The sequence below is a fragment of the Desulfosporosinus shakirovi genome (assembly GCF_020595055.1).
In the GTDB taxonomy this organism is placed as follows: domain Bacteria; phylum Bacillota; class Desulfitobacteriia; order Desulfitobacteriales; family Desulfitobacteriaceae; genus Desulfosporosinus; species Desulfosporosinus shakirovi.
In genome coordinates this window covers 122,525-143,057 of the sequence record NZ_JAJDOO010000012.1, presented here as the reverse complement: position 1 = coordinate 143,057, position 20,533 = coordinate 122,525, and the positions used below count along the sequence as shown (strand labels likewise).

General features: G+C 39.5%; 19 protein-coding genes. 16 read left to right on the top strand and 3 right to left on the bottom strand.

Going from position 1 to position 20,533, the window contains the following annotated elements:
• Nucleotides 1–261 precede the first annotated feature (261 nt).
• Together LJE72_RS12735 and LJE72_RS12730 are read left to right on the top strand one after the other, a co-directional pair.
• Nucleotides 262–471, top strand: a complete 210-nt coding sequence (locus tag LJE72_RS12735; protein WP_229247967.1) for a hypothetical protein — start codon at nucleotides 262–264, stop codon at nucleotides 469–471.
• A 239-nt stretch (nucleotides 472–710) separates the two neighbouring features.
• Nucleotides 711–1,859, top strand: coding sequence for a THUMP domain-containing class I SAM-dependent RNA methyltransferase (locus LJE72_RS12730; protein ID WP_229247965.1), 1,149 nt, complete (start codon nucleotides 711–713; stop codon nucleotides 1,857–1,859).
• Nucleotides 1,860–2,005: 146 nt separating this feature from the next.
• On the opposite strand, the gene LJE72_RS12725 is transcribed toward LJE72_RS12730, so the two are convergent.
• Nucleotides 2,006–2,767, bottom strand: a complete 762-nt coding sequence (locus LJE72_RS12725) for a hypothetical protein (RefSeq protein ID WP_229247963.1) — start codon at nucleotides 2,765–2,767, stop codon at nucleotides 2,006–2,008.
• Between the two features lie 683 nt (nucleotides 2,768–3,450).
• Here LJE72_RS12725 and LJE72_RS12720 point away from each other — a divergent pair.
• The 9 genes from LJE72_RS12720 (at nucleotide 3,451) to LJE72_RS12680 (ending at nucleotide 13,510) form a co-directional block, all read left to right on the top strand.
• The gene (locus LJE72_RS12720) at nucleotides 3,451–4,341 is read left to right on the top strand and encodes a respiratory nitrate reductase subunit gamma (RefSeq protein WP_229247961.1); all 891 of its coding nucleotides are present in this window, start codon (nucleotides 3,451–3,453) and stop codon (nucleotides 4,339–4,341) included.
• Between the two features lie 44 nt (nucleotides 4,342–4,385).
• Entirely contained in the window at nucleotides 4,386–5,987 is a 1,602-nt protein-coding gene (locus tag LJE72_RS12715) for a (Fe-S)-binding protein (RefSeq protein WP_229247959.1), read from the top strand.
• An 805-nt stretch (nucleotides 5,988–6,792) separates the two neighbouring features.
• Entirely contained in the window at nucleotides 6,793–6,981 is a 189-nt protein-coding gene (locus tag LJE72_RS12710; RefSeq protein ID WP_007784269.1) for an ATP-binding protein, read from the top strand.
• Between the two features lie 34 nt (nucleotides 6,982–7,015).
• Nucleotides 7,016–8,239, top strand: a complete 1,224-nt coding sequence (dsrA, locus tag LJE72_RS12705) for a dissimilatory-type sulfite reductase subunit alpha (protein WP_229247958.1) — start codon at nucleotides 7,016–7,018, stop codon at nucleotides 8,237–8,239.
• Nucleotides 8,240–8,278: 39 nt separating this feature from the next.
• The gene (gene dsrB / locus LJE72_RS12700) at nucleotides 8,279–9,337 is read left to right on the top strand and encodes a dissimilatory-type sulfite reductase subunit beta (protein WP_229247957.1); all 1,059 of its coding nucleotides are present in this window, start codon (nucleotides 8,279–8,281) and stop codon (nucleotides 9,335–9,337) included.
• Nucleotides 9,338–9,369: 32 nt separating this feature from the next.
• Nucleotides 9,370–9,591, top strand: coding sequence for a hypothetical protein (locus LJE72_RS12695; RefSeq protein ID WP_073029409.1), 222 nt, complete (start codon nucleotides 9,370–9,372; stop codon nucleotides 9,589–9,591).
• A gap of 213 nt (nucleotides 9,592–9,804) precedes the next feature.
• A complete protein-coding gene (locus tag LJE72_RS12690; RefSeq protein ID WP_229247956.1) occupies nucleotides 9,805–11,268 on the top strand; it encodes a cobyrinate a,c-diamide synthase in 1,464 nt (487 codons plus the stop codon).
• A 405-nt stretch (nucleotides 11,269–11,673) separates the two neighbouring features.
• Nucleotides 11,674–12,615: a LysR family transcriptional regulator gene (locus LJE72_RS12685; protein WP_200797885.1), complete on the top strand. Its 942-nt coding sequence runs from the start codon at nucleotides 11,674–11,676 to the stop codon at nucleotides 12,613–12,615.
• Between the two features lie 43 nt (nucleotides 12,616–12,658).
• A complete protein-coding gene (locus tag LJE72_RS12680; RefSeq protein ID WP_229247955.1) occupies nucleotides 12,659–13,510 on the top strand; it encodes a nitrilase-related carbon-nitrogen hydrolase in 852 nt (283 codons plus the stop codon).
• A 108-nt stretch (nucleotides 13,511–13,618) separates the two neighbouring features.
• Here the strand turns inward: LJE72_RS12680 and LJE72_RS12675 are convergent, their stop codons facing one another.
• Nucleotides 13,619–13,927 carry a zinc-ribbon domain containing protein gene (locus LJE72_RS12675; RefSeq protein WP_229247954.1) on the bottom strand — a complete coding sequence of 103 codons (309 nt, stop codon included), beginning with the start codon at nucleotides 13,925–13,927 and terminating at the stop codon, nucleotides 13,619–13,621.
• A gap of 324 nt (nucleotides 13,928–14,251) precedes the next feature.
• On the opposite strand from LJE72_RS12675, the gene LJE72_RS12670 reads away from it, so the two are divergent.
• Both LJE72_RS12670 and LJE72_RS12665 read left to right on the top strand, forming a co-directional pair.
• On the top strand, nucleotides 14,252–14,488 hold the full coding sequence (locus tag LJE72_RS12670) for a hypothetical protein (RefSeq protein WP_229247953.1): 237 nt from the start codon (nucleotides 14,252–14,254) through the stop codon (nucleotides 14,486–14,488).
• A gap of 1,081 nt (nucleotides 14,489–15,569) precedes the next feature.
• Nucleotides 15,570–15,962: a response regulator gene (locus LJE72_RS12665; RefSeq protein WP_229247952.1), complete on the top strand. Its 393-nt coding sequence runs from the start codon at nucleotides 15,570–15,572 to the stop codon at nucleotides 15,960–15,962.
• 134 nt (nucleotides 15,963–16,096) lie between these two features.
• On the opposite strand, the gene LJE72_RS12660 is transcribed toward LJE72_RS12665, so the two are convergent.
• The gene (locus LJE72_RS12660; RefSeq protein WP_229247950.1) at nucleotides 16,097–17,419 is read right to left on the bottom strand and encodes a M18 family aminopeptidase; all 1,323 of its coding nucleotides are present in this window, start codon (nucleotides 17,417–17,419) and stop codon (nucleotides 16,097–16,099) included.
• A gap of 185 nt (nucleotides 17,420–17,604) precedes the next feature.
• On the opposite strand from LJE72_RS12660, the gene LJE72_RS12655 reads away from it, so the two are divergent.
• The 3 genes from LJE72_RS12655 to LJE72_RS12645 all read left to right on the top strand — a co-directional run bounded on the left by LJE72_RS12655 (nucleotide 17,605) and on the right by LJE72_RS12645 (nucleotide 20,470).
• Nucleotides 17,605–18,435: a GNAT family N-acetyltransferase gene (locus LJE72_RS12655; protein WP_229247948.1), complete on the top strand. Its 831-nt coding sequence runs from the start codon at nucleotides 17,605–17,607 to the stop codon at nucleotides 18,433–18,435.
• A 478-nt stretch (nucleotides 18,436–18,913) separates the two neighbouring features.
• The gene (locus tag LJE72_RS12650; protein ID WP_229247946.1) at nucleotides 18,914–19,495 is read left to right on the top strand and encodes a flavodoxin family protein; all 582 of its coding nucleotides are present in this window, start codon (nucleotides 18,914–18,916) and stop codon (nucleotides 19,493–19,495) included.
• Between the two features lie 90 nt (nucleotides 19,496–19,585).
• A complete protein-coding gene (locus tag LJE72_RS12645; protein ID WP_229247945.1) occupies nucleotides 19,586–20,470 on the top strand; it encodes a DegV family protein in 885 nt (294 codons plus the stop codon).
• Nucleotides 20,471–20,533 lie beyond the last annotated feature (63 nt).

The following is a 20,533-nucleotide window of genomic DNA, read 5'->3' as shown; positions in this document are numbered from 1 at the left end:
CCATTGAATTTCAGTATTTAAAGGAACTTTTCGAGAATTCTTTTCTGCATAAACAGATGAAAGTGATTGAAAAGGCCAGATAAATGCTGATTGGCTTTAATTAAACATGAGCATTTAAACCGGAAAAGTGGCTAATTTTGAACTTTAGGGGTGCGAAACTTTAGTAATCTAATTTCGAGCGAGAAAATTAAAAAAGAGAGGGTTAATGATAAGAACACTGAGCGCATATGTAAATGTTACCTTGAAGATTATGATGATTCAATGTTAAATCATCTTGTAGAACTTATGAAAGAGTCACTAAGAGAACAATCTGCAGAAACTATTCTTGAAGGGTCGTGGAAAGTGGAAGAAAATAAAAGAGGGGTATGGGTATCCCAGCCCTTGGCAGACATAGTTTCGGAAAATATTCAAGAAAATGAGATCTTAGAAGTTATGACGGTAGGAATAAAAGTAGATGCGGTTAGTGAGTAATGGTTAAAAGTAATGCTCTTGGTTAAGAATAGTTATAACTGATTATCGAACATATTAAGAAAAGGATAATCTATATGGATCAATTTGAGGATATTGTAAAAAATGGAATTAAGAGTATAGACACTTAACTAACTTGCCATTTGGACAAACACAACTTATGATAGTAAAAGAAAAGTTTAAGTGAATTTTTTCGGTCAACCGTGGAGGGTTACCGTTTGAATTGAGAGAGGTTGATCCAGATGGCAAAAATTGAGCTGATTGCAACAGCTGCATTTGGTTTAGAATCCATTGTTGCTCGTGAACTGAAAAAAATTGGGTATGAAGAATTAGTCGTGGAAAATGGAAAAGTCACATTTACAACAGATGAGTTGGGAATATGCAGAACAAACCTTTGGCTGCGAAGTTCTGATCGCGTGTTATTAAAAATGGGATCATTTGAAGCTCGGACATTCGAAGAGCTTTTTCAACAAACAAAAGCCCTTCCATGGGAAGAATGGTTGCCAGAAAATGCGAATTTCCCTGTGCAAGGAAAATCTATAAAATCGAAGCTGTTTAGTGTATCAGACTGTCAAGCCATAGTGAAAAAAGCGATTGTTGAACGCCTTAAAGAAACGTACGGCCGAAGTTGGTTTGAAGAAACTGGGCCTCGATATCAGATTGAAGTTGCTTTGCTAAACAATAAGGTTACATTAACCATTGACACATCAGGGGCAGGTCTTCATAAACGCGGTTATCGAGAACTTGCAGGGCAAGCACCTCTCAAAGAAACTTTAGCTGCGGCTATGATTCAGCTTAGCTTCTGGAACAAGGATCGCACCTTAATTGACCCTTTTTGCGGAACTGGAACTATTCCCATTGAGGCAGCCTTTATAGCTCAAAACCGAGCGCCAGGCCTTAAAAGGAGTTTCGCAGCTGAGAAATGGCCGCGTATTCCTAAGGTGCTTTGGCAAGAGGCATGGCAGGAGGGTTTAGATCTTTGGCAACGTAATACTCCATTACATATCTACGGTTCTGATATTGACCCTAATGCTCTGGCATTGGCTCGCACACATGCTATTGAGGCGGAGGTAGATGATGTTATACATTTTCAACGATTACCTGTGGCAGAAGTCAGGTCCAGATTTAAATATGGACACATGATAGCTAATCCGCCTTATGGTGAACGGCTTGGGGATATCAAAGATGTGGAAGGACTTTATCTTGAACTTGGTGAAACGTTTAATCGATTAGATGACTGGTCACTTCATATGCTTACTACTTACCAATTCCCGGAAAGGTTAATTGGGCGACGCTGGGATAAAAGTCGTAAGCTCTATAATGGTCGATTGGAATGTCATTATTTTCAATTTTTTGGTCCTCGTCCTCCAAGAGCGTCATATGCTAAATAATTAAAAAAGTTAAAAAGATGGGTTGTAGTTGATGATGTAAAAACGTTCATGAAACAACAACCCATCTTTAGAATTAGTCGGAAAGTAGCTTATTGATCCTTATCCATCTCAAAAACTAAAAAAAAGTTATTGAGACAGCTTTTTGTTTAATCAATCTTGTGAACTTTCACTTGGGGTTCACCTTTTAAAGATTTTATGTCCTTAATTGCCCGCTGAACTTCTTCATCAAGCCCTTCAATAGCAATCGTCACAGAACCTTCTGAACCATCAACTCCACCCGCAGCAATACAGCGCGCCTCAAGGTCATAGAGAATTTCCAGAGCCAACAATTCTGTGACAACAGTTGCTCCAACCATTGGAACAAGACCAACCTTATTTCCAATCGCTTCGTCGACTGAAGATTTAGTCATAAATTCAACAGCTGCTTTCACATCTGGAATCATTTTTTCTAGCCCAATAGGTACAATCAATTCGATACCTCGGGCATAAAGGATCCCTTGAGCTGCTCCGATCGTTCCTCCCATTGAATCCGAAACCATTACCGCTGCTAAGCCGGTGTGGTCTACGGCATTACCACCTTTGATAAAAACGTCTCCTCTTTGCAATTTAGGTAAGTAATCTTTCCAAGAAATTTCTTGAGACTGCCCGTTAGAAATAACATAGGGAGGTGTTTTTTTTGAAGACTTACTCACTCCTAACTCTCCTCCAGTGACGATACCCATTGTATAACTGGTTTTGTCCTCAAGCTGTATACCAAGTAACTCTTCAGCTATAAAGGCATTCGTCGTACCGCCAGCTACTATGACAGTATGCTTTTCCATCGCATTCTGTATACTGGACATTCCTTTTATCCCTTTTGCAATTAGTCGTTTCGACTCACTAGAAGTTAACGTAATCAGTGCTTTCATTGATTTCCTCCTAATTTTTTTCGGCTTACTTAAAATCCAATTATATGTTATACCAAAACTATAGGATAATAAAGTTTCTGAAAAAGATTTATGATTTAAGTCAAGCTTTAACTTCCATAATTTGGTAACATTTTTCTTTCACTATGCATACATTGGATTGAGAAATTTACCATATATTACAGGAAATGGAGGAATATATAATGGCATTTGGTGGAGTTGTCGAAGGAGCACATGGACCTAACTGGTTATCCAGAATTGCTGTTGTAGTGGTTATTATCCTTCTACTCATAGCAATGGGAATTGTATTCTAGTAAAAATCAAGCATAATTGTTTTGAAAGGAGGAGCTTTCATGTACGGATACGGAGTCGGCTGTGGTGTAGGGAGTTATATTGGTGTCGGTATAATCTCAATCGCTATCCTTATTCTCATCGCTCTAGGAGTCATCTTTTAAAAACAAATCAAAATATGAGGAGCATCTCTGTGAGGTATTTTCTTCGGAGATGTTCTTTATCGTTTTAAAATTTAAAGAAAATTGTAATGAAACCGTTATCTTTTTAGAAGGTACTAATTTACACAGTCATCAATTTCTGCGATAGTATAATGAGAAATGATAATTTTACAAGCCATACAAACTCACTTAAGATAAAGTGTGCATGGATAACAAGAGAAGGAGGTTGGGATTGTGATTCTTAGTATTATTGCGTATCTATCCATTGTTCTTTTCCTAGGAATATCTGTTTACAAAGCGTATCAATTTGCTGGAATGCCCTTTCATGGTAGAATGGATCTCTATCCTGTCCCTAAAGAAAAGGGGTATGAACACGGAGGCTCCTACTTCGAGGAAACGGCTTGGTGGAGTAAACCACATGAAGTTTCTCATATAAGAGAAATAATTGAAATGCTTAAAGAAATTATTTTTATTAAAAAATTATTTGAAAATCAGCGTCCTTTCTGGTGGATTTCTTACGCGTTACATTTAGGAATTTACTTGATAATGGCTTGGACAATCTTATTGGTCATAGGAGCGATGTTTGAACTCAATGGGATTCTTGTCGCAGCTGACAGTTCAAGTATTTTAGGGCTGTTGGTTTTCTACCTTTCCATTGTGACTGGGTATATCGGGCTTGCTTTGGGTGCTTTGGGTTCAGGGATGCTGTTTCTTCGCAGAGCGTTCGATAATACGTTGAAAAAATATACAACTCCTCAAGAATATTTTAATCTTTTATTGATTTTTGTTGCACTCATTACAGGAATTTTTACATGGGGAAATGATTTATCCTTTGGCTATGCAAGGGAAGTAACTGGAAACCTTGTTACTTTTACGCCTTTTGTTGCCGATGGCTTACTCACATTACATGTTGTCCTTGTAGGCATTATGTTAACTTATATTCCTATCAGCAAAATGAGCCACTATGTTGGCAAGTATTTTACGTTCCATAAGGTTCTGTGGGATAATAACCCGAATCTCAAAGGGAGTGGTGTTGAGCAACAAGTGAAAAATGCAGCGTCATTCCGTCCGACCACCTCATGGTCTGCTCCTCATATTAAGCCACCCGTTGCACCCGAGAAATAACGCTGATTCGTGTGTCTTAACTTTATGGAAAGAGGGATCAAAGTATGTTAGATCAAAAAGATTTACGTCCAAAGGATATGGGGCGTTCAGATGAGCAACTAATCAAGCTGGACAATCTTATACCTTTATTAACGCCATATGATAAACCAGGGATGGAGTCCCCTTTGACTGATCCTAAACCTGCCTGGAAAGAGAAATACTGCACGTCGTTAGATGGTTATATAGGAATTGATACCCTTACTCGCCCAAAAACTAAAGAGGAAGAAGATGAATTCGTTCGAAAGTTTCTCAGCGGGTTAGAAAAAATCTTTTCCGATGCTAATAATGGTGTTCTGCAACCGTTGTTATTGTCCTTCGAATACTGTGCGAAATGCAATACATGTTCAGATGCCTGTCATATCTATACAGCAGCAGGAAACAATGAACTGTATCGCCCGATCTACCGCTCCGAGGTTTTGCGAAAAATCGTAAAGAAGTATTTTACCACGAGCGGCAAGTTTCTTGGAGGTTTTGTAGGGGCAGATATCGATGTGAATTGGGAAACGATTGCTCGGCTGGGAGAATTAGCTTATCGCTGTAATCTTTGCCGTCGTTGTGCTCAAACATGTCCATTGGGATTGGATAACGCCATCCTCACGAAAGAAATTCGCAAGATTTTCAGCCAAGAAATGGGTATTGCCCCGACTCCTCTTCATACTAAAGGGACGATGTTGCAGATTAAAACTGGTTCATCAACCGGGTTAAGTAAACCAGCCTTTTTAGATACTCTGGAGTTTTTAGAGGAAGATACTGAAGAGAAATTTGGTATTAAACTTAAATTCCCGGTAGACAAAAAAGGTGCTGATATCTTAGTGTTGCATAATGCGGGAGAGTTTATGGCCTGGCCAGAAAACCCTGTTGCTTTCGCCATTCTCTTTGATGCGGCTGGCTTAAATTGGACCCTTAGCAGTGAAATTATGGGGTATGATAGCGTAAACTACGGTCTTTGGTATGATGATGTTCAGGCTAAGAAAATTGCTACGATGCAGATGAAAGTTGCCAAAGATTTTGGTGTTAAGAGACTAGTAGTGGCAGAGTGCGGTCACGCTCATAAGGCTTCAATGATTACAGCTGATCGTATGGGTACTGATAGACTTCCGGTGGAAAGTTGTTTACCTCTTCTTTGGGATATGGTTAAGAGTAAACGTTTAATCCTTGATCCCAGTAAGAATAACTTTCCAGTGACTCTTCACGATCCATGTAATGTCGTGCGACAAATGGGAATTGTGGAACCACAACGTAATGTCCTTAAAGCTATTTGTCCTCAGTTTAGAGAAATGACTCCCCATGGTGTAGACAACTATTGTTGTGGCGGAGGAAGCGGATTCGCTATCATGAATTCTGCTAATTTCCCTGAGTTTAGAACACAAGTTGCTTCACGGGTGAAATTCAACCAGATTCTTGGAGCATTTAAAGGAACTATGGAGGATACCTCAACTCCTAAATACATCTGTGCACCTTGTTCTAACTGCAAAGGGGCTATGAGAGGTCTTCTTGAACATTACGATGCAACCGAGAAGTACAACCTTCAGTATGGCGGTTTAGTTGAACTTATGGTAAATGCTCTTGTGAGTTTGAAAAAACCTTTTCTTGAGTTTCTAGAATAGGCGATCTGTCGGTATTAATCTATGATTTTTAGAATGGACCATTTCAGAATTGATTCGAAATTAGGTTGATTTATGAATTTTTTTAAGAAAGTAATTCGAGGTCGACCTCTCGAGTAGCGAGCCTAGAACCTCGAGTATTGGAGGAGAATTCAAAGTTGAAAGTAGGGAGGGTTATAGCAGATCATATTGGGGGAATACGCACTTTGAGCCAGTCGAGGGAACGTCTGTTCTCCAGGCCTTTGACTTGAATCATTATTACCCTATGCACCGCCATTTGCCACAGCTATTGACGTTCTGATTCATGTCGCAACACTATGGAAAATATGCCTTTGGGGTTAGCCAAAGGAATTACTGCGGAAACGGTTCAAAAACGCCTCAAAGCCGGAGAATGACTGTATATTCTTGATGCACGTGAGTTAGAAGAGGTTGAAGCCAGTCCTCTGCCAATCGAGTGAATTACGGGATCGTTAGGAAGAGATCCAAACTGATTCATTAATTGTTACAGTTTGTGGATTAGGGATTAGAGGATATGAAGCAGTTTGCATGCTAAAAGGACCAAAAGAGGTCGCTTTTCTCCAAGGAGGGGATCTCGGTCATGAAAGCTTTCTTTAAGTAAAAATCCTTACTTCTTTATAACTTGTTGATAATTAGTTTTCGATATAGTACAATCTGTATTATATATTGTACGAATGGAACTCAAGGTGTTAAATTAAGTACATGGACTAGTGTTAATTTACACAAGTGAAAAGTTTCCCAGTGTCCAATGTTTGTTTGTTCTCTTTAATAGTTTAAGGAGGTGTAATTTGTGTTTATTGTATCAATCGATGAAGATCTGTGCTCAGGATGTGACTCATGTACAGAAGGATGCCCAGCTCACCTGCTTGGCTTTAGTGAGGACAAGGCTCATGTAACTGGTGATGAATCAGAGTGCATGGGTTGTGAAAGCTGTACATCAGTTTGTCCAACTGGTGCTATCAGTATTACTGAAATGTAAGTAATCCCATAAACTAGAAGACGGAGGGTGTGCCATGACAGAAAAGAAAACGCCACTACTGGACGAGCTAGAAACAGGAAAATGGCCCAGTTTTGTGACGGAAATTAAGCGCGCTGCGGTGAAGAGTGAAGCTGCAGGCGAGTTGCTCCAAGTCTTGGAAAGATCCTATGCAGAGCGTAGAGGACACTGGAAACATGGTGGAATTGTTGGAGTTAGAGGTTACGGCGGTGGCGTAATTGGCCGTTATGTCGATGAGCCTCAAACTTATCCTAATGTTGCTGAGTTCCATACGATCCGTTTACTTCAACCATCGGGATGGTTCTACAACACGAAAACACTTCGTACAGTATGTGATATTTGGGAGAAACATGGTAGCGGTTTAACCAATATGCATGGCTCTACAGGAGATATAATTCTTTTAGGGTGCAAAACTGATCAAATTCAACCAATTTTCGACGAGTTTAGTGAAGCAGGATTTGACCTCGGTGGTTCAGGATCTTGCCTAAGAACTCCTAACTGTTGCGTTGGACCAGGCCGTTGCGAACATGCTTGCTATGATACCTTAGAGGCATGTTATAATGTTACGAACGAATTCATGGATGAGCTTCATCGTCCTATGTGGCCATATAAGAGCAAAATTAAGTTCTCCGGTTGTGCAAATGACTGTACTTCTTCTATTGCTCGATCTGACTGCTCTGTAATCGGTACTTGGCGCGATACTTTAAGAATTGACCAAGACGCTGTGAAAGAGTACGTAGCTAATAAATTTGATATTCAAGAAATGGTTTGTGACAAATGTCCAACCAAGTGTCTCTCATTCAATGCAGAGACTCAAGAACTCAGCGTAGTCGGTGAAGATTGCACACGTTGCATGCATTGTATTAATATGATGCCTAAAGCTATTCGTGCAGGAAAAGAAAAGGGTGCTACTATTTTAATCGGTGGTAAATCGACGATCGTTCAGTCAGCTTTCATGTCTTGGGTTATTGTGCCTTTCATGAAGATGGAAACAGAAGATGATTTCGAGCCATTTAAAGATCTCATGCGTCGTATTTGGGAGTGGTGGGATGAGCACGGTAAATCCCGCGAGCGGATAGGTGAGACTATTTATCGTCTAGGAATGACTAAATTCCTTCAGGGAATTGAAGTCGAGCCTGTACCGCAAATGGTCTTCCGCCCACGTGCAAACCCATATGTGTTCTGGAATCAAGATGATCTTGACAGAAGTGGAACGGCACTCGATGGATCGAAACTCTAATTATTAAAAAAATAAGTAGCTAACGAGAGGTGGATAATAATGGCAGTTTTAGATCAAGGACCTCCGCATTATAAAAAGATGCTTCCTCCGATTGTACAAGAAAACTATGGACAGTGGAAATATCACGAGATTCCCAGTCCAGGTGTACTAAAGCATGTTGCTGAAAGTGGCGCAACTCTATACAGTGTACGTGTGGGTACTCCTCGTCTTGTCAGTATTGATTTTATCCGCGACGTTTGCGTAATCGCTGATGAATATTGCGACGGATTCCTTCGCTGGACAACCCGTAATAACATTGAATTTTTAGTTTCAGATGACGCTAAACTTAACCCATTGCTCGAGAAATTAGAAGCTGAAGGCTTAAGTGTTGGCGGAACCGGGCGTTCCATAAGCAACATCGTACACACACAAGGGTGGGTACACTGCCATACACCGGCTACTGATGCATCAGGTGTTGTTAAAGCCGTTATGGACGATTTATATGAGTATTTCAACACCATGAAACTCCCTGCTAAATTAAAAATGGGCTTAGCTTGTTGTTTAAATATGTGTGGAGCTGCACACTGCAGTGATATTGCGATCGTTGGTGTTCACAGAACTCCACCTCGTATCAACCATGATGTTATTCGCAAAGGTACAGAGATTCCAAGTCTCGTAGCAAGCTGTCCGACAGGAGCTATTCGTCCGGATCCTAAGAACAAGAGTGTTATCGTCAATGAAGATAAATGCATGTATTGTGGTAACTGCTATACAATGTCTCCAGGAATGGAAATATATGATCCTAAGAACGATGGAATTGCGATTCTTATTGGTGGTAAAACCTCTAATGCTCGTTCAGCACCGAGTTTCTCACGTATGGTCATTCCATTCCTGCCGAATACTGCTCCTCGTTGGCCTGAGACAACTGAAGCAATTCGTAAAATTATTGAACTCTGGATTGCTAACGCTCGTAAAGGTGAGCGTGTGGGTGAGTGGGTTGAGCGGATTGGTTGGGAGAAGTTCTTCAGCTTGGCTGAGCTACCGTTCTCAGATATGTTGATTGATGATTATATCTTCTCCAGAGAGACATTCCGTACTTCAGCATCATTTAAGTACTAATCTAGGAAAAATTTAGAAAGTTGGTATTTAAAATGGCAAGAGGACCAGCAGATCCCGAAGTCAAAGCCAAGGTTCTAGAATACCTTGCGAAAGTCCAAAAAGCTAAGAGTAGAGATGTCGCAGTAGCTATTGGTGCGACAAAAAGCGATGTGGATAACGCAGTAAAGGAACTTACTGCTGAAGACCTCGTTGAATATCTCTATATTACAACAACATTTATTTGCCTTAAAGGAAAGGTCCAAACACCAGATTAAACCTGATCTTCTGATGGGCCAGAGATAAAGATTGTTATCATAGCGTTATAGACCATCCTAAATGCCCATGTCCCTGTTTCTGCTGATTCATATCTGCATTATGGGGATGGGTTTCAGGGTGGTCAATTTTATCTTCATTCTATCCAAATTCATTTTGAGATAGGCCTTGCGTACTCTATCCTGAATAAAATCTCCAAGAAAGGTGTGGGTATTATGTTATCATTATCACTAAATGAACAGAATAACAAAAATCTCCCTCGCTTAGTAATTGGAGCACCTCAGGGGCGAAGTGGAAAAACAACGTTCACTTTGGGATTACTCAGAGCTTTTGCACGGCAAGGAATGGCAGTACAGCCCTTTAAGAAGGGACCAGACTATATTGATGCCAGTTGGCATACTGCGGCAGCCGGTTATACCTGTCGCAACTTGGATTCTTTCTTCATGAAAAGAAATCAAATATGCAAATCCATATTTGATCAATCTGTTGAAAAAAATATTACTATTATTGAAGGTGCTATGGGACTTTATGATGGACTGGATTTACAAGGAAGCAGTTCAACTGCCGAAATAGCCAAGGTAACACGTACACCTGTATTGTTAGTTGTAGACGCTACTCGAATGACTAGGAGTATAGCTGCAATGGTAATGGGATATCAGCACTTTGATCCGGATGTTCAAATTGTTGGGGTTGTTCTTAACAAAGTTGCCCGAGTTCGTCATGAGAAGATGGCTAAAGAAGCTATCGAAAAATTTTGCGAAATTCCTGTAGTAGGTGCAATTCCAAAGGATGTAAACTTATGTATCCCTGATCGTCATCTGGGACTTGTTACAAAAGGTGAGTTTGATGAAACAGAAAAATTGCTAGATTATTTTGCTGATGTAATCAGTGAACATGTCGATTTAGATAGAATTTTAACGTTAGCTCGAAGCGCACCTGAACTCCCGATTTTCTCAGAATCTATCGTTCCTAACCTAACAGCTGAATGCTCCTTAAAAAATAGGGGTTTAAAAGCAAAAATAGGGATTATTCAGGATGCAGCCTTTAGTTTTTATTATCCGGAAAATATAGAAGCATTAAAAGGACTAGGAGCAGAAGTGATTCCTATTAGTGCTCTTACAGATATTCGACTTCCCGGTGATCTTGATGGGCTCTACATTGGCGGAGGTTTTCCAGAGATTTTTGCAGCAAAACTAGAGGGAAATGAAACTTTGCGTGGAGACATTAGAATAGCCGGAGAAAAGGGTTTGCCAATTTATGCAGAGTGTGGAGGTCTTATGTACTTGGGACGCTCTATTCGGACGTCTTCTCAGAACTATGAGATGGTTGGTTTACTGCCATTTGACACTCAAATGGAAGGTAAACCGCAGGGACATGGCTATACGATTATGGAAACCAATCCTGACCAGTCCTGGTTTAAGAAAAAGGCAGAAATTAGGGGGCATGAATTTCATAACTCTAAAGTGATTAACTTAGCGCCGCATGTGAAATTCGGGTTAATTGTTAAGCGCGGTCATGGAATTGATGGGCAGCATGATGGGATTTGTTATAAAAATGTATTTGCTGCATATAATCATATTCATGCTTTAGGCTGTCCCGAATGGGCTACAGGAATGATGAATTTAGCTGTAAATTACCACAGGTCTAAGTGGGCACAGGCAGATGAGTTATTAAGCTAATACGCTCCTTAAACAATCGTTAGTTTTATGTATTAAAAATGACTATACTAATTAATATATAAGCTTTCCAAATGGAAAGCTTTTTTAAATTTAGTATTATTAATAGATTTTCAAACCTTTTTTTTGAAAAGATGAGTCTATATCTGGCTAATAAGTCCTTTGGATGATATTATAATAGTGATAAGCTTCATTTTAGAATTGAAATTGAATCATTCATGTCTTGGATGAGTAAGAATGTCAATCATTATATTTCCTTATGATTAATGGACAAACCCAAACTTACCAGTATTGGGTATTATAGATTATTTATATACTATGATTGTGAATATTATGGATGGAAATATTTATAACAGGAACTAAAGTGGAGAGCTAATATAGAGATCTAGGGAAGGGGATACATTAATCATGGAACAACACCTTCTTGTCTTCAAAGAGGTTGCAGAAACTAGAAACATTACGTTAGCCGCTAAAAAGCTGCACATGAGTCAACCCAGTATAAGTTTGCAAATTCAAAATTTAGAAAACCAATATGGTGCCCGCTTTTTTGATCGAACCAATAAAGGTGTAACTTTAACTAAAGAGGGTAAAATTTTCTATGCCCATGTTCGCAGTGTTTTAGACATATTATCAAATGCGAAAGAACAGATAAGTGCCTTAGCAAAAGATCAGAGAGGGTTGATATATCTCGGAGCCACTTTAACCATCGGAGAATATATACTTCCCAATATCTTGGCGTTTTTGTTTAAAACTCATCCTGACGTAGATTTCAAAGTAAAGATTGCTAATACAGAGTCAATTTCTCAGGATGTGCTTGAAAAAAAATTGCATATTGGGTTAATTGAGGGGCCAGTCCCTCAGCATAAAGATTTAAATGTCGAGAATTTCTGGGAGGATGAGTTGGTAGTCGTAATTGCTAATTTTCATCCTTGGGCCTCAAGGAAAAGCATTACACTTGCAGAACTTCCAAATGAGCGTCTGGTGACACGCGAGGATGGATCGGGAACTCGTAAGGTAATGGAGATGGCTCTACAAGAGAGAGGGCTTGATCCTGAGCAGTTAAATGTAGCAATGGAACTCGGAAGTACTCAGGCGATTAAGCAGCTCGTTTCTGCGGGACTTGGAATAACTATAATTTCTTCATTGACTGTAAGTCGAGAAGGGGACCAGAAGTTATTTAAGACTTTGAAAATTCAAGATGCGCCTATTTATCGCCCTCTTAGTATTCTTACCAATGCCCGAACTACACAGACTAAAGATGAACGCATCTTAATTAACCTGCTTCACGATCATAGGTTGCTGTCTGATGTTCTAAGCAGGGATTACAATGAATTAGTGGATCTTGAATAAGATTTTAATTGATTGAGTGAAGAAAGGGCGAGTACAAGATTATATGAAACAGGACTGTCGGATTGGACTCGTTCAGATGGAGTCTATGGTAGGGGAGACTGAACAGAATTTACAGAACATAACTCGATTAGCCGAAATTGCTCGAAAACAGGAAATTTCGCTGTTGTGTTTTCCGGAATGCGCTTTAGATGGGTATTCGCCACATGATGCAACAGCAATTGCCAACCCCTTGGATTGTAAATGGATTAAACAATTACGAGAATGCTCAACGGACTTAGGGATAACTCTCTTGGTTGGTATGATTGAGCAAAGATCAGGAGAACATAGACCTTACATATCGCAGGTTATCTTATCTCCAGGAGAGGAACTTGAGGTTTATCGTAAAGTACATTTAGGTCGGAGTGAATTAGAGTACTTTTCTCCAGGAGATCATTTTCCGGTTTTCTCAGCCCACGGTACCTCATTCGCAGTAGGTATTTGTTGGGATTGGCACTTTCCCGAAACTGCTGCAATCTATTCGCTTAAAGGTGCCGAGGTCTTATTTGCGCCTCATGCTTCACCTTTAGTAGCTGGAGATCGAAAAGAGCTTTGGTTACGTTACCTTGGAGCAAGAGCTTATGATAATTCTGTGTATATAGGTGCCTGTAATTTAGTAGGAAGTAACGGGAAATCAAAAAAATTTAGTGGCGGAACTTTAGTTATAGGTCCAAAGGGGGACCTAGTTGAGCAGGTGCAAATCGAGAATGAGAGCATATATACTGCCATCCTTTCGGCTGAGCGGATTAACCATATTCGCCGCCCCGAGCGTACTTCTATGCGAGATAGTTTCTTCTTGGCCGATCGACGCAAGGAGCTTTATCATGAACTTATAGAATTGGACATTTTAGATAAATAAAAAATAGAATCCCTTCCTAGGCATGAGCCTGAGAAGGGATTCATTTTATACTAGTCATTAAGAATGAAAATCTGTGATTATACTTTCATGAAAGGACAAGTGCTCTATTTACCAATTGTTTCGTGATCTTGGTTGGTAGCATTCTCTGCAATATACAGGTCTATCGCCGGAAGGCTGGAAAGGTACAGTGGTTTCTTTTCCACAAGTAGCACAAATAGCTGGGAACATTTCACGAGGTTGACGAGAATAACCGCCACCACTGTTATTTCTATTCTGTTCTTTTCTGGCAGCACGACACTCCGGGCAACGGCCAGGCTCATTGGTGAACCCTTTTTCCGCATAGAACTCTTGTTCTGAAGCTGTAAATTCAAAATCACGACCACAATCTTTGCAAACTAATATTTTGTCACTAAACATTAAAAAACCTCCGAAATTTTATTACCCGCGACATGGGAAGTTCAGAATCTTCCCACAGCCTTAGGCAATCGAGAAGTTTGTCTAAATCCTCAAGTACTTCGAGCAATTTAATTATAAACTAAATACCAAATATTAGTCAATGCTCCCTTTAGGAGTTGTCCTATAATATACCAGTATTAGCAAGTGTAAGGTAATATGTAATAAATAAGGCTTTTCCTGCATAATAATAAGCCTACAGTCTTATAATTGTAATTAGTTGGAAAGCAAGAGACCGATACCAGTCAGAAATGATGGGCAATGGTCTGTTAGACAGGGGTGGGCACGTTGAGGTACAATGATATTGAGACACTTCCCAATCGGATCGTTGGCATGCAGAGACTTGAAACCTTATTTAATCAGAAGGGTTATTTGATTTGTCAGTCAAGCGGAGAAAGAATCTATAACTTTAATGAAGTCGTAGCGATCTTCTTGCCGCTTAGTCCATTAACTGACAATGTCATAGCAGTAAGCAGTATCTTCGCGCCGGATTTTGTGCAGAAATGTATCTCAAGCATTCAATAGGTTACTTCAATCAGTACATCTGTTAAAAAACTAGAATAACTCCGAAGATTAATCAAATAGATAATGGTAAGGAAGGTAGAGCTATCTAACAGCCCTATCTTTTTTGTCTGTCAGGAAAAATAACTATTCTCTCTCCCATTGATTGCATACTTAGCAAAAGGTGAATTTTCTATTATATCCTTATGTATCGGATCAAAATCAATTGCGCTTACAACAATAGAATTTAAATAATTAAGCTAGGACTAAAGACTAGGACTTACTGATATTAACTTTGCGACTATTGCCTTATATGGTTTTATACGGTTAGTAACTATAATTAAATTAAGAAGATATGAATACTTAAAAAGGGAGGTATTAAAAGGAAGACAAGTTTAAAAAGGACTGAAGGATTTCATGGGTCTGGCAATGACAGGGGAGGGACTCGTTATCGCTCTCGTAGCGGTTGGAGTTATTATTTGCTTTAACAGCCATAGGCGGTCAACTCAGCACACTATTTAATGCCTTAGTAGCAACGCTGACATCAGCTTTAAATATTTGCCACGAAAGCCCTAGCCTAACTTACATGGAATAAAAAGGACCCTACTGCCTGCAGTAGGGTTTCTTGACACAAGGGGCTTGCTATGGAGTCAAAACCTTGCATTAGGATTCAAATTAGTATTGATGCCTTCACCACTGGTGAGAACAAAAAGTCATAATAATTTTTTCGGCTTATTTAACTGTACTGTTACTAAATACAGTTCATGGTGAGAGCTAAAGTTGACGAGTAGTGTCGGGAGAAGTTACTGGCAAGTACAGTATGTGTCGGTAGGTTATGCCATTATTTCGTGATCATGTTGATGCGTGGGTGACAATCGATAATAATTGACTCAAATGCAAATATACACTCGTGACCGTAAACACTCTAGAGCTCAGGATGTAGCATTGAGCGTTCCTCGAGCAATGAGTGTCACACTCAGCAGTGAAAAAGTTAATCTGCATTTGTTATAGAACCCGGTAAATACAGAATTTGCCAAAATACGTTTTGCTGAAAATATATTCATAGACCAGGTTTATTAATAACTATAAGTAAGGAGGGGTTACTGTGAGACACATCAGTATCTTGATTGTTGACGATATCAGTGACACCCGGGACAGCATCCGACGGCTTCTCCAGTTTGAAGATAATGTTGAAGTCGTGGGTGATGTAGGTTCAGGCTCTGAAGCAATATTGTTTGCAGAAGCAAACAGGCCTGATATTATTTTGATGGATTTTAACATGCCGGAAATGGACGGAATGCGTACAACAGAGTTACTCGCCCACCGTGCTCCGGAATGCTCTGTCATTATTATGTCGGTACAAGGAGAACAGGCATATTTGCGTCGGGCAATGATGGCCGGAGCACGAGAATATATTGTCAAGCCCTTTACTGGAGATGAGCTTTCCAGTGTTATTGCCAAAGTTTACGAGTTAGATCAACAGAAAAGGAATTTTTGAAAAAACAGGTAAAAGTGATTAACTGCCCCAAAACTAGTAACTCTGGAATTCTCTGCCGGTTGGGGAAATAGAGAAATGCCCAGCACGGAGAAGAATTGAACTGGAAAGACAACACTATTGAACAGATTTAGGCTTTAAACCGATTCATAGAACGCACTAAAGACTTTTGCAGCAGCTAAGTGGTCTTTCACGCCCCCGAGTTCGCGTACAGAATGCATTGCTAAGATAGGGTTACCAATATCCACAGAACGAATATCGAGGTGTGTACTGGATATCGGGCCAATGGTAGAGCCCCCTCGTTCATCAGAACGATTGACAAATTTCTGGACAGGTACATCTGCTAATTGACAGAGGGCAGAAAATATTGCGGCAGATTCTGCATCAGTAGTGTAGCTCTGATTAGCACTAGTTTTAATCACTGGGCCGCCATTCAAGATAGGACGATTACTAGGATCATGCATCTCACTGGCATTGGGATGAAGCGCATGGGCCATATCAGCGGAAATAAGAAATGAATGCTCTAAGGCTTGGAAATATGCTTCTCGGTTTTTCTTTTGAGCAAGCAGGATTCGTTCCAGCACATGAGACAGAAGAGGAGATGCCGCCCCCTGCTTGGATATACTTCCACATTCCTCATGATCAAAACAGGCAAGGACCTGAGTGGACAATGATTGTTTTACCTTGGCAATGGCCCATATTCCTGCATGAATCATGGCTAGATCATCCAAACGCGCGCTTGATATAAACTCTTGTTGAAGCCCGACAAGACAACCCTTTTCAGCTTCATAAAGAAATAGGTCGAAGTCAATAATATCTTCAGGCAGACAATGCAGGCTTTCAGCAAGGAAATGAATTAAAACATTTTCTTTATGTAGGTCTTTAGTAACTTGAGCTAATAAAGGCAGCATATCCTTCTGTTTATTTAATTCTAAACCTTCATTAACTTTGCGGTTCATATGAATCGCAAGATTGGGAATCACAAGTAAGGGTCGATCACTATGGAAGAGTTTGGTTTGTGGAGAAAAGGGAGATTCTCCTCTTTGAATAATTCGACCAGCTAAAGAAAGAGGACGATCTAACCAGGTATTAAGAATTGGACCTCCGTACGTTTCAATATTTAATTTGAGATAATGACCTTCTACTGATATTTCAGGTAAGGACTTAATACGGAAAGCAGGGCTGTCTGTATGCGTTGCAATCAGGCGAAATCCATGTTTTTCTGGCTCACCCATGCCAACCGAAAAGGCTATCAGTGCTGAATAGTTACGAGTTATGAAATATTTCCCGCCCGGAGTCAAGGTCCATTTCCTGTTAAGAGATAACTCTTGAAATCCCTGAGGAGCCAGCAATTTCTTAACACTTTCCACGGCATGAAAGGAAGATGGGCTTTCCTCAATAAAATGCAAGAGTTCATGAGCGAAGGTTAGTTCGGAGTCATTAATAAATGTAGTTTTCATTATGTCAGACCGCCTTTCAAATTTCTGTTGGTGATTCTTACTATAAGTAAATAGCAAGAGATAAGCAAATATTAATCAACCTCTAAAATATATTAGCTGGTATTTCTTAAGGTTGAAGGATATTTGACATACCATATAGAAAGTTAAGCGATGACCATCTATTATAAAAGAATTGTGGGATTAAATTGACGATTAATATTAAAAATGTTTACATAAAAACTCTTGAAGGTTTTAACTTGCAAGATATTACTGAGATGTGGAACCGTTGTTGGCTCGGGTATTATTATAATATGGCATATAAACAAGAACATATGAAAGCTTGGCTTGCATTGAGTCAAGTTTCTTTGTCGCGTTCTGTTGCCATTTTTGTTGATAATCGTGTTGTAGGGTTTACTTTGCTGTCAATAGATGATAAAGATGGATGGATTGCTGGCACCTGTATTGATCCTGATTACCGACGAAATGGCCTTTTTGCAGTCCTGTTACGTTCTCAGTTAAATATTGCAAAAAGTATTTTTCTTAAACGGATTTATCTTGAAGTACTGGAACAGAATTACGCGAGAAAAATCTATCAGTCCGTCGGTTTTGTCGATGTGCGTCAACTTAATGTTTATCGTGCTCAAAACATCTCTGATTTTAACGATAAGATGCTTCAGATACATCCGGTTGCACTAATATCGGTAGACGAATACTTTCAAAATCGCAACCATGCCTTTTTTAATCCGGCTTGGCAACGAAGAGAGGGGTATCTCAGACGACATGGTAACCTTTTAGCTTATATTAATCAAACTAAAACTGCGGGTGCCTTGTTTGCAGAGGAAAAATCGGGTCTTTTGCTTGATATTTGGGGAGCGAATTTAGCTGGAACAGAAGAAGTTCTTCCCACTATACTTCAATGGTCAGGCCCATCGTTCTCACTTACTAATCAACCTAATGATTGGATTTCCACCTTTCTCAGGGCTCATGGAATTAACCCTAGTGCCAAACAACTAGAAATGTGTATTGAACTGTCATAAACCGCATTCTCTGCACATAGGGTAATAGAGTCCGGATGAAATAACACAAAAGCGGGGTCATTTTGGTTCGTTTTAAACGACAGATGTTAATAATTATTAATTTTCGAAAAACTTGTAATTATTTCAAAGAAGGTATATAATTAAAATGTTGTTAAAAAAATGAAAGGACAGAATGCGTATGACGAAAAAAGAGCAGTTAATGATTAATGCAATTTTAGAGTCTGTTGGACTGGAACCCATTAAGTCTACTCAGACCCTAAGGCAAGTTCATGAAGAAGGATAAGTAGTTACAGAAAGGGAGCGGTATTTTGACCCGGATTCTAATCCTAAAGTGTAACCTAATGAGCTTAAACCCATTCGGAAAGAGCCAAATATAAAAGCGAGATTCTTAAATAATTAAGAACCTCGCTTTTATATTTGGATGAGTTATATTTTGTTTACACGCTAGAAACTAAAATTGATGGGAGAGAAATTACATATGGGATTATCAGTACTTGGAATAGCCTGCAGTCCACGTCGCAACGGTAATACGACGAAATTGCTGTTAGAGGGAATTGGAACTGCCCAGGCCGAGGGTCATAGCACGGAGGTGGTTTATCTTTCTGACTTAAAAATCAATCCCTGCCAAGGATGTGGTGCTTGCTCTGCCAAAGGAATTTGTGTAATAAATGACGACATCCTAAAGCTTCAAGAGAAGCTAATTCACTCTGACCGATTCATTTTAGCCGCACCAATCTATTTTATGGGGGTCAATTCTCAAACTAAAACAATGATTGATCGAATGCAAACGTTTTGGGCACGCAAGTATCTTCTTAATCAAACGCTACTAAATCCAGCTGGACCTGAACGAATAGGACTTTTTATTTCTACGGCGGGAACACGTCTCCCAAATGTATTTGAGTGTGCCGAGCGTTCCATTAAAACTTTTTTTCATATGTTAGACATTCAATATTCTCAAGCTTGCTTATATAGTGGAGTCGATAAAATCGGAGATATTGAAGCTTCTCCGGCTTCATTGGAAGAAGTGCGTATAGCTACCCAAACTCTTTTGATATCCTAATATTACAAAAACTTTCTAGTCGAATCGTTAGCTATTATGATATACTAATTATTAAAATATTACAGTTTTGATGGAAAGGAACTATGCCTCATGCGAGAAACTTCAATACCTTTAAGCCTTCCAAAAATTGCAATCGTTACAGACAGTACAAGTGATCTAGACTCAGATATGACTAAGGAGTTTGGGATTGAGATTCTTCCTTTGCACGTTGTGTATAAAGATCGAGAGTATCTCGATGGGGTCAGTATCAGTCCAAATGAGGTATATGACAATATGGATATTGAAGTTCCTACAACATCATTACCTTCTCCAGCAGAAATCGCTAATTTGTTTGACCGACTAAGAGAGGAGAAGTTTACTCATGTTCTCACAATGCACATATCAAGTGGTTTAAGCGGTACTTATGAAACTGTATGTCAGGTAGCCAAAGATTATGAGGAAATGGAAATTGAAGTCTTGGATTCTAAAGCGCTTTCCATGGGACTCGGTTTTCCAGTTCTCCAGGCGGCTCGAGAGCTTCGAAAATCTATTGATTTTCAGGCTGTACTCAAGGTAGCTAAGAAAGTTTCGGAGCAGACTAAACTATATTTTGTCTTATCTACATTGGAGTATCTAAAACGGGGTGGACGTATCGGATACGTTTCAGGTACCATAGGAGAGCTTCTTAACATAAAACCAATAATCTCTATAAATTCTGAAGGAAAATATATTACATATTCGAAAGTCCGCGGCAGAGATCAATCACTCAAAAAATTATACGATATACTCATTGAAAGTACTCAGGATGGACAATATAATGTGGCTATTGTACATGGCGGAGCAGAACAGGAAGCTCGTAAGCTGTGGAAAAATGCTAAAGAACTTCCAAATATTAAAGAATTGTTGTTCAATCAGATCAGTCCGGTCATGGGGGTCCATACAGGACCTGGACTTGTTGGTGTTATAATTTCTCCAGTACTTATAGCTCAGTCTTAGACTGGGCTTATTTCTATTTTACCAAGTGCCTTACCTCGTTATGATAATTTGTTAAATTTAACA